Annotated in this window: 15 protein-coding genes; 14 read left to right on the top strand and 1 reads right to left on the bottom strand. The window is 62.1% G+C overall.

Annotation, left to right across the window (positions count from 1 at the left end; all coding sequences use genetic code 11):
- Window positions 1-435: 435 nt before the first annotated feature.
- The 7 genes from A3AY_RS0112770 to A3AY_RS0112735 all read left to right on the top strand — a co-directional run bounded on the left by A3AY_RS0112770 (window position 436) and on the right by A3AY_RS0112735 (window position 5,077).
- The gene (locus A3AY_RS0112770; protein WP_018326057.1) at window positions 436-1,191 is read left to right on the top strand and encodes a GntR family transcriptional regulator; all 756 of its coding nucleotides are present in this window, start codon (window positions 436-438) and stop codon (window positions 1,189-1,191) included.
- 29 nt (window positions 1,192-1,220) lie between these two features.
- A complete protein-coding gene (locus tag A3AY_RS0112765; protein ID WP_234913181.1) occupies window positions 1,221-1,976 on the top strand; it encodes a transporter substrate-binding domain-containing protein in 756 nt (251 codons plus the stop codon).
- A 75-nt stretch (window positions 1,977-2,051) separates the two neighbouring features.
- Window positions 2,052-2,723 carry an amino acid ABC transporter permease gene (locus A3AY_RS0112760; RefSeq protein WP_018326055.1) on the top strand — a complete coding sequence of 224 codons (672 nt, stop codon included), beginning with the start codon at window positions 2,052-2,054 and terminating at the stop codon, window positions 2,721-2,723.
- The gene (locus A3AY_RS0112755; RefSeq protein WP_018326054.1) at window positions 2,720-3,379 is read left to right on the top strand and encodes an amino acid ABC transporter permease; all 660 of its coding nucleotides are present in this window, start codon (window positions 2,720-2,722) and stop codon (window positions 3,377-3,379) included. The genes A3AY_RS0112760 and A3AY_RS0112755 overlap by 4 nt, the downstream gene beginning before the upstream one ends.
- Window positions 3,357-4,082 (top strand): amino acid ABC transporter ATP-binding protein, encoded by a 726-nt coding sequence (locus A3AY_RS0112750; RefSeq protein ID WP_018326053.1) that lies wholly within the window; start codon window positions 3,357-3,359, stop codon window positions 4,080-4,082. The genes A3AY_RS0112755 and A3AY_RS0112750 overlap by 23 nt, the downstream gene beginning before the upstream one ends.
- Before the next feature lie 273 nt (window positions 4,083-4,355).
- Window positions 4,356-4,682 carry a hypothetical protein gene (locus tag A3AY_RS0112745; RefSeq protein ID WP_018326052.1) on the top strand — a complete coding sequence of 109 codons (327 nt, stop codon included), beginning with the start codon at window positions 4,356-4,358 and terminating at the stop codon, window positions 4,680-4,682.
- Window positions 4,683-4,810: 128 nt separating this feature from the next.
- Entirely contained in the window at window positions 4,811-5,077 is a 267-nt protein-coding gene (locus A3AY_RS0112735; protein WP_018326050.1) for a DUF1488 family protein, read from the top strand.
- 36 nt (window positions 5,078-5,113) lie between these two features.
- Here A3AY_RS0112735 and A3AY_RS0112730 read toward each other — a convergent pair whose 3' ends face one another.
- Complete coding sequence (locus A3AY_RS0112730; protein ID WP_018326049.1) at window positions 5,114-5,419, bottom strand: hypothetical protein; 306 nt, start codon at window positions 5,417-5,419, stop codon at window positions 5,114-5,116.
- 107 nt (window positions 5,420-5,526) lie between these two features.
- Between A3AY_RS0112730 and A3AY_RS0112725 the strand changes: the two genes are divergently transcribed.
- The 7 genes from A3AY_RS0112725 (at window position 5,527) to A3AY_RS0112695 (ending at window position 12,530) form a co-directional block, all read left to right on the top strand.
- Entirely contained in the window at window positions 5,527-6,147 is a 621-nt protein-coding gene (locus A3AY_RS0112725; RefSeq protein WP_018326048.1) for a DUF6163 family protein, read from the top strand.
- A 131-nt stretch (window positions 6,148-6,278) separates the two neighbouring features.
- A complete protein-coding gene (ldtR, locus tag A3AY_RS0112720; RefSeq protein WP_018326047.1) occupies window positions 6,279-6,791 on the top strand; it encodes a transcriptional regulator LdtR in 513 nt (170 codons plus the stop codon).
- A gap of 624 nt (window positions 6,792-7,415) precedes the next feature.
- On the top strand, window positions 7,416-8,741 hold the full coding sequence (locus A3AY_RS0112715) for a L,D-transpeptidase family protein (protein WP_018326046.1): 1,326 nt from the start codon (window positions 7,416-7,418) through the stop codon (window positions 8,739-8,741).
- A 196-nt stretch (window positions 8,742-8,937) separates the two neighbouring features.
- Window positions 8,938-10,239, top strand: a complete 1,302-nt coding sequence (gene glyA / locus A3AY_RS0112710; RefSeq protein WP_018326045.1) for a serine hydroxymethyltransferase — start codon at window positions 8,938-8,940, stop codon at window positions 10,237-10,239.
- 13 nt (window positions 10,240-10,252) lie between these two features.
- Window positions 10,253-10,726 (top strand): transcriptional regulator NrdR, encoded by a 474-nt coding sequence (nrdR, locus tag A3AY_RS0112705; RefSeq protein ID WP_018326044.1) that lies wholly within the window; start codon window positions 10,253-10,255, stop codon window positions 10,724-10,726.
- Window positions 10,727-10,791: 65 nt separating this feature from the next.
- Window positions 10,792-11,913, top strand: a complete 1,122-nt coding sequence (ribD, locus tag A3AY_RS0112700) for a bifunctional diaminohydroxyphosphoribosylaminopyrimidine deaminase/5-amino-6-(5-phosphoribosylamino)uracil reductase RibD (protein ID WP_018326043.1) — start codon at window positions 10,792-10,794, stop codon at window positions 11,911-11,913.
- Window positions 11,913-12,530, top strand: coding sequence for a riboflavin synthase (locus tag A3AY_RS0112695; protein WP_018326042.1), 618 nt, complete (start codon window positions 11,913-11,915; stop codon window positions 12,528-12,530). Before ribD ends, A3AY_RS0112695 begins: the two co-directional genes overlap by 1 nt.
- Window position 12,531: the final 1 nt, after the last annotated feature.

Here is a 12,531-nt window from a genome sequence, read left to right as displayed (position 1 = left end):
GATTGCTCCAGCATCGACGGCGCCACGAAAGGAATTGCTCGTCGCAAGCCCAGTCGCCGGTCCTGATGTGTGCCTCACAGGCACGCCCCGTCCTGTTTCAGACGAGAGGGAAACCATTTTCTGCCGGTCCACCGGGCAAAGGCTCACGTCCTTCCTTAACCCGGCACCGGTCCCGCCTCGCCGCGACGCCTCGCGGGGTAGCCGATGACGGAACGCCACGATCATGGCACAGGTTTTCGGGGCGGGGATCAGCGGGGAAACTGCGGGGAGGCGGACGCAACCAGATCGATTTCGGTATCACGAGCCTTGAAGCAAAAAACACCAGATGAGCAGGTCTCCTGCCGCATTTTTCATCAAGCTCATCGCGGTAAGGTACTAAGTGCTTGACGTGGCAGCCTTTTGAAACCTGGCACGCGGTTTGCTCTCCTGTCTGGTATGCAAGATTTACATACAGCACAGACAGCGCAGGATGATATCGAGCGGTCCATCGTCGCCGGTATCCTTTCGGCGCGCATCAAACCCGGCACCCGCCTCAGCGAGAACCAGCTGGCAACGGTGTTCGGCGTCTCGCGTACGCGGGTGCGGGAGGCGATGATGCGGCTCGAGACCCGCGCCATTGTCCATGTCAGCCCGCGCCGCGGCTGGTTCGTGGCCGAACCCTCGGCCGGCGAAGCCATGACGGTATACGCCGCCCGGCGTGTCATCGAATCCGGCCTGCTTCGCTCGATGAGTGAATTGACGGACGCCGGGCGGGAGAAGCTGCACGCGCATCTCGCCGAGGAAAAGGAAGCGATCGCCGCCGGCGACAAGCAGCGCTTGACCTGCCTGATGGGCGATTTCCACATCCGCCTCGCCGAGCTCAGCGGCAATGGCGTGCTTATCGACATCCTGCGCGACCTGACGGCACGGACAATCCTGATTTCCCTGCTCTACCAGTCGGATTTCCACGCCATGCAGTCCCACCTCGGCCACTGCACGATCGTCGCTGCGCTGGAGACTGGCGATTTCGCGAGAGCCGCCGAACTCAGCATCGCGCATCTCGAGGAGGTCGAGGAAGGTCTCGACCTGACGTCGCGCCGCGATCCGCTGTCGGACCTGCGCACCTCGCTTTCCCTTCCACCCGCGGCCGCGCAATCGACAGAAGCGGCCGTCCCGTCCCGAAGAAATAATCGTAAAAGGAGAACAGCATGACATTCACCAGACATCTCGCCGCCGCGGCAATGGCCGTTGCCGCTATCTTTGCCACGGCTTCGGCCTCCCGCGCCGACGCGCTTGCCGACATCACCGCGCGCGGCACGATCCGCGTCGCCGTTCCGCAGGACTTCCCGCCCTTCGGCAGCGTCGGCACCGACATGGCGCCGATGGGCTACGACATCGACATTGCCAATCTCATTTCCGAAAAGCTCGGCGTGAAGACCGAACTGGTGCCGGTCACCAGCGCCAACCGCATCCCCTACCTGCAGACCAACAAGGTCGATCTGGTGATTTCGAGCCTCGGCAAGAATGCCGAACGCGAAAAGGTCATCGATTTCTCGACCCCCTACGCGCCGTTCTTCAACGGCGTCTTCGCACCCGCCGATGTTGCCGTGACCAAGGCCGAGGAACTTTCCGGCAAGACGGTCGGCGTCACCCGTGGTGCCGTCGAGGATCTGGAACTCACCAAGATTGCCCCGGCCGACGCCGTCATCAAGCGCTACGAGGACAATAACGGCACGATCTCCGCCTTCCTCTCCGGCCAGGTGGACGTGGTGGCGACCGGCAACGTGGTCGCAGCCGCGATCCTCGCCAAGAACCCGCCGAAGCGCCCTGAGCTGAAGTTCCTGATCAAGAACTCGCCCTGCTATATCGGCCTCAACAAGGAGGAGCCGGCGCTGCTCGAAAAGGTCAACGCCATCATCGCCGCTGCCAAGACGGACGGCACGCTCAACGGCATCTCGCAGAAGTGGCTCGGCGCCGACCTTCCGGCTGACCTCTGATCGGATCGAAAGCCGCCATCCCGCAGGCTTGCGGGATGGCGGAACCGCTGCTGACGAGCGAGGGGACGACACAACGTGACCTATATTTTCGAATTCGGCTGGCTGGCCGAATATTATCCGCAGATCCTCAAGGGCGTTCTGACAACCCTCCAGCTGATTGCCGTCGGCGCGGTGCTCGGAATATCGTTGGGCACATTCTGTGCCTGGGCGCGTGCGCTTGGACCTTCGTGGCTGAAGCCGATCGTGGCCACTTATGTCGAGCTGATCCGCAACACCCCGTTCCTGATCCAGCTTTTCTTCATTTTCTTCGGCCTGCCGTCGCTCGGCCTGCAGCTTGGCGAACTGACGGCCGCCAACATCGCCATGGTGGTCAATCTCGGCGCCTATAGTTGCGAGATCATCCGCGCCGGCATCCAGGCGACGCCGAAAGGCCAGTTCGAGGCAGGCGCCAGCCTCGCCATGACGCCCTTCGAGACCTTCCGTCATGTCGTGCTGGTGCCCTCGCTGCAGCGCATCTGGCCGGCCCTGTCGTCGCAGGTGGTGATCGTCATGCTCGGCTCATCGGTCGTCTCGCAGATCGCCGCCGAAGACCTCACCTTTGCGGCCAATTTCATCCAGTCGCGGACCTTCCGTGCCTTCGAGGCCTATATCGTCTCGACCCTGATCTATCTCTGCCTCGCGATCCTGCTGCGCCAGGCGCTGGTCGTCGTCGGCGGCTTCATCTTTCCCCGGAGGGCGGCGCGATGATCGAATTTTCCACATGGGACATCCTGCGCAATCTGTTGCTGGCGACGCGCTGGACCATCCTGCTCTCGCTCGTCTCCTTCGTAGGGGGAGGGGCGGTCGGCCTGCTCCTGCTTTTCCTGCGCATCAGCAAGCGCAAGGCAGCGCGCGCCTTCGCCAAATATTACATCGAGCTGTTCCAGGGCACGCCGCTGCTGATGCAGCTTTTCCTCGCCTTCTTCGGCCTTGGTCTCTTCGGCATCGACGTGCCGGCCTGGCTGGCTGCCGGTCTGGCGCTCGTGCTGTGGACGGCCTCGTTCCTCGCCGAAATCTGGCGCGGCTGTGTTGAATCGATCGCCAGGGGGCAATGGGAGGCGTCCGCCAGCCTCGGCATGGGGCGGCTGCAGCAGATGCGCTACGTCATCCTGCCGCAAGCGCTGAAGATCGCCGTCCCGCCGACCGTCGGCTTCTCGGTGCAGGTCGTCAAGGGAACGGCACTGACCTCGATCATCGGGTTCGTCGAGCTGTCGAAGGCCGGGACCGTCGTCACCAACGCCACCTTCCAACCCTTCACGGTCTACGGCCTCGTCGCCCTCATCTATTTCGCGCTCTGCTGGCCTCTGTCCAAGAGCAGCCAAATTCTCGAAAGGAAGCTCAATGTCGCTCATCGAAATCACTGAGGTCCGCAAAAGCTACGGCACCAACGAGGTTCTGAAAGGCATCAATCTCGACGTCGAGCCCGGCGAGGTGATCGCCATCATCGGCAAGAGCGGATCGGGCAAGTCGACGCTGCTTCGCTGCATCAACGGGCTGGAGACGATCACCCAAGGCTCGATCTCGGTCGCCGGCGCGCAACTCATCGACGACGAGGTGCACCTGAAGGCGCTCAGGCTGAAGGTCGGGATGATCTTCCAGCAGTTCAACCTCTTTCCGCATCTGACGGCCGGCGGCAACGTCATGCTCTCCCAGAGCGTCGTCAAGAAGACCGCAAAGGCCGAAGCCGAGGCAATGGCGCGCAAGATGCTCGACCGCGTCGGGCTGGGGCACAAGTTCGAGGCCTATCCGGACGAGCTTTCCGGCGGCCAGCAGCAGCGCGTCGCGATCGCACGCGCCCTGGCGATGCAGCCGATCGCGCTGCTCTGCGACGAGATCACCTCGGCGCTCGACCCCGAGCTGGTGGCCGAAGTGCTGGCGGTGGTTCGCGAGCTTGCCGCGGAAGGCATGACGCTGTTGATGGTGACGCATGAAATGAAATTCGCCCGCGACGTCTGCTCGCGCGTCGTGTTCATGCATCAGGGCCGCGTCCATGAGATCGGCCGGCCGGAAGAGGTGTTCGCCAATCCGAAGACGCCGGAACTGCAGCAGTTTCTGGGCATGCATTAAGGCCGGCAACCACGGTCGTTCGCGGCGCCTGCGGCTCGCAAGGCATGGGCTCAAGCGCTCACCGTCTTTGCCCCGGGAGACGGTGAACGCTCGCCACATCGCGAAACCGGCGTCTGTTTCGCCGCCGCTCCGGTGCATGTGTCAAACGGTTCTCGGTAAAATTGTCTTGTATGTAAGCTGCAATTAGCGCATGTTTCCCCCTTCGGCAGCAGTTTGTGCGGGCGCTGCCGCTTGAGGGCTGTCATACCCTAGCCCCAATCAAAGGAGGACGTCGTGTCTTCCACCATTCAGCAAGATTTTGTCGATTCCATCGATCTGAGATCCATCGCCGAGAGCCGCCACTGTGGCGTGGACCTGAAGCGACCGGCTGCGCCACTGGTTGAGTGCGCCGAACTGATCTATTCTCTGCACAACCGGTTCAGACTGTCCGTGCGAAGCCAGACGTCGCATGCCATGGCCAGCGGCGCGGACCAGCCGTTCTCTGACATGAATGCGCCCTGTGTCTCCAAGGCGGGCATTGCCGTCTACAGCTGGAAGAATGGGCGAAGCGCACTTCACCAGGTGAATAAACAGGACGGGAGGAGACCCGAAAATGTTTAAGTCCAGCTTGCCGGTCGTATCCGTGGTGACGTTCCTGATCAAGTCGTCCCCTGTCTTGTCGCTGATCTTCGTCGCCTATTTCGCGATGCGGTAATTGGTACCGTCTCTTGCAAAATTGAAAGTGCGTCATGACGCTCTCGTTTCCCAACAGTGCCCGCAGCTACGACGAAGCCAAGAGGCGTATCCGGTTTACCGGTTACGATGGCATGTTCGAGGTGAAATTCTTTGTGACTGCCGACGTTCTTGCCAAGGGACTGGTGACCAGGACCGCGGCGGAGCAGGACTATCTCGCCGCCTTTGACAAGCTGCGTCCGAAAATCCTGGACGTTGCGACGCGTGCCTATAATGGCAAGCGGCAGGCAATGGTGCTTCTGGATTTATCGAACTTCAGATAATTCGCGCGCAAGCCCGCCCGCCGCTCATGGCTGACGCTAGTTCTGCATGCGCTTGGCCGGGACCTGTTTCTCCAGCTTCTTGGCGTAGCGGATCAGATAGGTGCCGAGTTCCTTGGCCGCGGCGGGCGACATCGCGACCTGGAGCTGATGCGGAGAAATGTCCGTATCCCGGTAGAGATCCCACTCCTTCTTGGAGATGGCGTACCCGATCCGCATGATGACGTGGTACGGGTCCGCGGTGGCTGTGCCCCACTCGAGGAGGGTGTAGGCGGTCAGCTTGTTTTCGAGGTCGACATCCCATTTCGACATGTCGTTTTCGTTCACGGCAAGGGCCTTCCCCATGGTCGTTTCGTCACGTTGTTGTTGCGTTTCCTGCTGTCCATAATTACCTGCAAATCTCCGCAGGCGCGCTTCTCTTTTAGACGTAATGACCATCCGGAAAAGGAGAGATGCCGACCATCAGCATGAGTGCCGGCAGCCAGGAAGACGTGCCTGGCAACGGTGTGGACGGCTTTTGTCGGGGTAGCCGGACGGCCTCGGGGCATCCAAGCCGGCCAAACGTCGTCCTGGCGGCCGCCAGTCGAAAAATACCTGTCTGGCCAACCGGCGCTCGGCCGCCTATCTTCCGCGCCATGGCTCCTGATTCTGTGAAAGTGCCAAAACTGTCGCTGACGGAAACGATCTTCGGGTTGTTGCTGCGGCTGGTTGCCGTCGCGTGTTTCTGGTTCGGGCTCAATTACTGGGCGCTGTTGATCGGCTTCTCGTTCGAGGGGAGTGGGCGGTTCGACCTGTTGCCGGTGCCCTGGCGGGTGGCGGCCACGGCACTTGCCGTTGTATATCCGGTGGCGGCCCTCGGGCTGTGGCTTCTGGTCTCCTGGGGACCGGTGCTGTTCGTGGTCGCGGCAGCGACGGAAGCCACCATGTTCGGCCTCTATCCGGAGATTTTCGGGAAGAAGCCGATGCTCTTGATGATGCACGGCTCGATCGCCGTCACCTACGTGCTTTTCCGGCTCGTGATGCTCTACCAGCGGGCCAAACAGGCCAAGGCTGCAAGAAATGATTTACCTTGAGACAAGGGCTGTGGATGGTAAGGCGCTGTTAAGGCTGTAGTTTAAGTCGAATTTTATACGTATTCGATAGTGTCTCACTCAAGGCGGGAAGACAAACAGACACCGCCAAACAAAACAGTGAGGCAGTCATCATGAACACCAAAATGAAGCCGCAGGCCGTTGCCGTCAAAGATCCGCATGAAGACGCGATCCGTTCGCTCTACATGGAATCCCTCCACCTCGTCGAGCGTCTCCACCGCCGTCTCCTGGACGTCATCAAGGACGAATTCGACCGCTCGGGCCGCTCGGACGTCAACGCCGTCCAGGCGCTTCTCCTCTTCAACATCGGCAATTCCGAACTGACAGCCGGAGAACTGCGCTCGCGCGGCTATTACCTCGGCTCCAACGTATCCTACAATGTTAAAAAGCTGGTTGACCTCGGCTTCATCAACCACCAGCGCTCGCGCATCGACCGCCGCTCGGTCCGCATCAGCCTGACCGATGATGGCCAGGAGATCGCCGAGACGGTCGCCAAGCTCTATGAGCGCCATATCGGCTCCATCCAGAAGGTCGGGGGCATCGGCACCGACGAGTTCGGCCAGATGAACAAGCTGCTGCAGCGTCTCGACCGCTTCTGGAACGACACGATGCTCTACAAGCTCTAAGCGCCAATGGGCTGGGCACAGCCGTAAATGCGTGATGTCTTGCTGACGGGTGCGTGACGAGCGCACCCGTTCGCGCGTTTTGGCGCACGCTGCCTGCGTCCCGCGGGGATCTGCCCCGAACTGTCATACGGCAAGCCAAGGACGCGGTGCGAGCGCTCTATCGTCAGCGCTCAGGGCTTGGAGCAAAGCTGCAAGTTGCGATCTCACCGCAACCACGAGGCATCAAGATACATCTTTCGAAATCGCGAGTTACCGTTTAAATTGTATGCCGACCTGGGCTGTCGCGCAGGCGGCCTCGTTTTGGCGGAGCCGCGGAGCCAAGGAGATCGGTCTTGCTGTTGCGCTCTTGTTGCCGGAATCCCACGGCAATCAGCATGTTACGGAAACGGGCGATCGGCAGGGGCCGCAGGCGACACGAATTGGCCATATTACTGTGACAGCGACGAGGGCTAAGAATGCGCGTCAGGACTCACCGATTCTTCTGTTGCCGATGGGACACGGACGGCAATTTGCGGTCGCGCTCTCACGCATGGGAACCGGGCAGGGGCCGGGTATAGTTTGCGTTTGTTAACCATATCTGTGATAGCGCTGCGTTTTGCGTCGCAGCATTAAATGGTAGGGACTATGTCGAAGAAAAACGGAATTGATGCTTTCTCACGCCGCAGCTTTCTGCGTTCGGCCGCAGCCTTGGGTGCCGCGACCTGGGCCGGTGGCGCATTGGCGCAAGACGCGCTCGACGAGATCATCAACGCGCCGCGGCGCGGGAGCTGGGACGACCAGTTCGACGCCAAGGCCTCGCGCAGCGCCACCGCGGTTGTCTCCAACAATCCGATTTTCGGTATCGACACGCTCGCCAACACGCAGAACGCCATTGCCCAGTATCAGCAGATCGTCTCTGCCGGCGGCTGGCCCGAGGTCAATTCGGCGGTTCGCCTGGAGATGGGCGTTTCCGATCCCGCCGTGCAGGCGCTGCGCCAGCGCCTGATCATCTCCGGCGACCTTTCGCAGTCCGCGGGGATTTCCAATTCCTTCGACAGCTATGTCGACGGCGCGGTCAAGCGCTTCCAGGCCCGCCACGGGCTGCCGGCCGACGGTGTGCTCGGCGAATATTCCATCAAGGCCATGAACATCCCGGCGGATGTTCGTCTTGGGCAGCTGAACACCAATATCGTCCGGCTGCAGTCCATGTCAGGCGACCTCGGCAGCCGCTACGTCGTCGTCAACATTCCCGCCGCCTATATCGAGGCGGTCGAAAACGGCCGCGTTGCGACGCGCCATACGGCCGTCGTCGGCCGCATCAGCCGCCCGACCCACATCATCAACTCGAAGATCTACGAGGTTATCCTCAATCCCTATTGGACGTCTCCGCGCTCGATCGTCGAGAAGGACATCGTTCCCCTGATGCGCAAGGATCCGGAATATCTGAAGAAGAATTCGATCCGCCTCATCGACGGCAAGGGTAACGAGGTTGCGCCGGAAACGATCGACTGGAATGCCGAGAAGGCGCCGAACCTGACATTCCGCCAGGACCCCGGCAAGACCAATGCCATGGCCTCGACCAAGATCAATTTCCATAACGAAAACAACGAATACATGCACGATACGCCGCAGCAGGGGCTGTTCAACAAGCTGGCCCGCTTCGAATCGTCGGGTTGCGTGCGCGTCCAGAACGTGCGCGATCTGACGACATGGCTTCTGCGCGACACGCCCGGCTGGTCGCGCCAGCAGATCGAGGCGACGATCCGTTCGGGCCAGAACTCGCCGATCCAGCTTGCCGTCGAAGTTCCCGTCTACTTCAAATACATCACCGCCTGGGCTGCCATGGACGGTATCGTCCAGTTCCGCGACGACATCTATCAGATGGATGGCGAGCAGCAGCTTGCGCTGCAGACGACCACCGGCGTCGAGCAGGTGGTCGGTGCGGTCGAGCAGGAAAATCTGCCGCAATAAGGCCAGCGACCCGATTGAAAGGGCCGTGCCTCCTGGAAGGGGCGCGGCCCTTTTGCATTCCGGCCCTTTGCATTCCAACCCTTGCCGCTTTCCCGGCGCGGCAGGTGGGGGAAATGGCGCAAATCGCACAGCCCGTATTGCCCTTGCCATGCGAGGACGATAAACAGCGTGCCACGGTCTCACAGGAGCTTTGAGAATGAGCGTTTCTTCCGCCGCCACTGACGTTTTCTTCAGCCGTTCCCTTGCCGACAGCGATCCGGACATTTTTGGCGCGATCGAGAAGGAACTCGGCCGCCAGCGTCACGAAATCGAGCTGATCGCCTCGGAAAACATTGTCTCGCGCGCCGTTCTGGAAGCGCAAGGCTCGATCATGACCAACAAATATGCCGAGGGCTATCCGGGCAAGCGCTACTACGGCGGCTGCCAGTTCGTCGACATCGCCGAAGAGCTGGCGATCGAACGCGCCAAGAAGCTGTTCGGCGTCAACTTCGCCAATGTTCAGCCGAACTCGGGGTCGCAGATGAACCAGGCGGTATTCCTGGCGCTCTTGCAGCCGGGCGACACCTTCATGGGTCTTGACCTCAACTCGGGCGGTCACCTGACCCACGGTTCGCCGGTCAACATGTCCGGCAAGTGGTTCAACGTCGTGTCCTACGGCGTGCGCGAGGGCGACAACCTGCTCGACATGGACGCCGTTGCCGAAAAGGCGCGCACCCACAAGCCGAAGCTCATCATCGCCGGCGGCACCGCTTACTCCCGCATCTGGGACTGGAAGCGCTTCCGCGAGATCGCTGATGAGATCGGCGCCTATCTGATGGTCGACATGGCCCATATCGCCGGCCTGGTTGCCGGCAACCAGCATCCGTCGCCGTTCCCGCATTGCCATGTTGCGACGACCACGACGCACAAGTCGCTGCGCGGGCCGCGCGGTGGCATGATCCTCACCAATGACGAGGATCTGGCGAAGAAGTTCAACTCGGCCGTCTTCCCGGGCCTGCAGGGCGGTCCGCTGATGCATGTCATTGCTGCAAAGGCCGTAGCCTTCGGCGAGGCGCTGAAGCCGGAGTTCCAGGATTATGCGGCGCAGATCGTCAAGAACGCCAAGGCGCTCTCCGAGACGCTGGTAGCCGGCGGTCTGGACATCGTCTCGGGCGGCACCGACAACCACCTGATGCTGGTCGACCTGCGCAAGAAGAACGCCACCGGCAAGCGCGCCGAAGCAGCACTCGGTCGCGCTTACGTCACCTGCAACAAGAACGGCATCCCGTTCGATCCGGAAAAGCCCTTCGTCACCTCCGGCATCCGTCTCGGCACGCCGGCCGGCACGACGCGCGGCTTCAAGGAAGCGGAATTCCGCGAGATCGGCAATCTGATCGTCGAAGTCCTCGACGGCCTGAAGGTGGCGAACTCGGATGAAGGCAATGCTGCTGTCGAAGCAAGCGTTCGTGAAAAGGTCGTCAAGCTGACCGACCGCTTCCCGATGTACCCCTACCTCTGATCGAGGAGCCCGGATGCGCTGCCCCTATTGCGGATCGGAAGACAGCCAGGTGAAGGATAGCCGTCCTGCAGAGGACGGCGCCGCCATTCGCCGCCGGCGCATCTGCCCGGATTGCGGCGGACGCTTCACGACCTTCGAGCGGGTGCAGTTGCGGGAACTGATGATCCTGAAGAAGACCGGCCGCAAGGCGCCGTTCGACCGCGACAAGCTGTTGCGGTCGTTCGAAATCGCGCTGCGCAAGCGGCCGGTCGACCGCGACCGGATCGAGCGGGCCGTCTCCGGCATCGTCCGGCGGCTCGAAAGCTCCGGCGAGACGGAAATTTCGTCCGAAGAGATCGGTCTGCAGGTGCTCGAGGCGTTGAAGGGGCTCGATGACGTCGCGTTCGTCCGCTACGCTTCGGTCTATCGCGACTTCTCCCATGCGGAGGATTTCGAAAAAGTGATCGCCGAGATCAGCGCCAAGATTGCCCGCGATCCTGGGGCATGATCAAAACCGACGCCGCCGAAAGGCGGCGTTTGACATTTCCGGGTTGAGGACGAAACGGCATCGACATGGCGGATAGGGCGGACAGGGCGGACGACGAACGGTTCATGGCGCAGGCGCTTAAGCTCGCCCACCAGCACCTTGGCGCAACCGGCTCCAATCCCTCTGTCGGTTGCGTGATCGTCCGTGACGATGGCGAGGGCCAGAGGATCGTCGGCAGCGCCGTCACGGCGCTCGGCGGCCGGCCGCATGCGGAGACCGGCGCTCTGGCCGTGGCCGGGGAGGCGGCGCGCGGCGCAACGGCCTATGTGACGCTCGAACCCTGCTCGCATCACGGCAAGACGCCACCTTGCGCCGAAGCTCTGATTGTGGCCGGTATTGCGCGTGTCGTCGTTGCGGTGACGGACCCCGACGAACGGGTCGCAGGCCGCGGGCTTGCCATGCTGCGCGCGGCGGGCATCGAGGTGGTGACGGGGGTGCTGGAGGGCGCGGGCGAGCGCGAGCTCGAGGCCTACCTCATGCGCAAGCGCAACAACCGGCCCCATGTTACCCTGAAACTTGCGGTTTCCGCCGACGGCATGATCGGGATCAAGGGCCAGGGGCAGGTGCGCATCACCGGCACGCCGGCCCGCGAGTTCGTGCACAGGCTGCGCGCCGAGACCGATGCGATCCTCGTCGGCATCGGCACGGCCGTTGCCGACGATCCGGAACTGACGGTGCGTCTTGCGGGGCTTGAGCACCGCTCGCCGCTGCGCATCGTCATCGATGGCGATCTCGACCTGCCGCTGACGTCCAGGCTCGTGCAGACGGCCCGCAACGTTCCCGTCATGGTCGTAACAGGCCAGCGTGAGGGAAACGTCGCGTTTTCCGAGCGGAGCCGGGCACTGGAAGCGGCTGGTGTCGAAGTGGTGGTCTGCGATCCGGCCGAGCCCGGCGATCTGCTCGCAGCGCTGGCGACGCGGGGGATTTCCTCGCTGTTGGTCGAAGGCGGCGCACGGACGGCGCAGACGTTTCTCAATGCCGGGCTTGTCGACCGGATTTTGTTGTTTACCGGGCCATCGACCCTTGGCGAACAAGGGGTCCCATCCCCACTTGACCGGAACCTCTTGCCCGTCGGCTTCGTCCATAGGCGGACGGACACTTTCGGCGACGACCTTCTCGATACCTACGAATACGAAAGAGCTCCCTGATGTTCACCGGCATTATCACCGATATCGGCACCGTCGAAACGATCACCCCGCTCGACGAGGGCATCAAGCTGCGCATCGCCACGGCCTATGATCCGAAGGGCATCGACATCGGCGCCTCGATTGCCTGCTCCGGCGTCTGCCTGACAGTGACGACGCTGCCGGAGGAGGGCGCCAACGGCCGCTGGTTCGAGGTCGAGGCCTGGGAAGAGGCGCTACGCCTGACGACGATCTCGTCCTGGACGGCGGGACAGGCCATCAATCTCGAACGCTCGCTGAAGATCGGCGACGAACTCGGCGGCCACCTCGTCTCCGGCCATGTCGACGGCAAGGCGGAAATCCTGTCGGTCGAAACGGAAGGCGAGGCGACCCGCTTTCGCCTGCGTGCACCGGACCATCTGGCGAAATTCGTGGCACCGAAGGGATCGGTCGCCCTCGACGGCACCTCGCTGACCGTCAACGCCGTCGACGGCGAGGAGTTCGACGTGCTTTTGATCCGCCACTCGCTTGAGGTGACGACCTGGGGGCAGCGCAAGGCGGGCGATTTCGTCAATTTCGAGGTCGACACAATGGCGCGCTATGCGGCGCGTCTGGCGGAGTTTCCAGCGCCGAAGGGGTGAG

It is taken from the genome of Rhizobium giardinii bv. giardinii H152 (assembly GCF_000379605.1).
Lineage (GTDB): Bacteria > Pseudomonadota > Alphaproteobacteria > Rhizobiales > Rhizobiaceae > Pararhizobium > Pararhizobium giardinii.
Note: the sequence above shows the minus strand (reverse complement) of the source record. Positions and strands in the feature narration are given on the sequence as shown.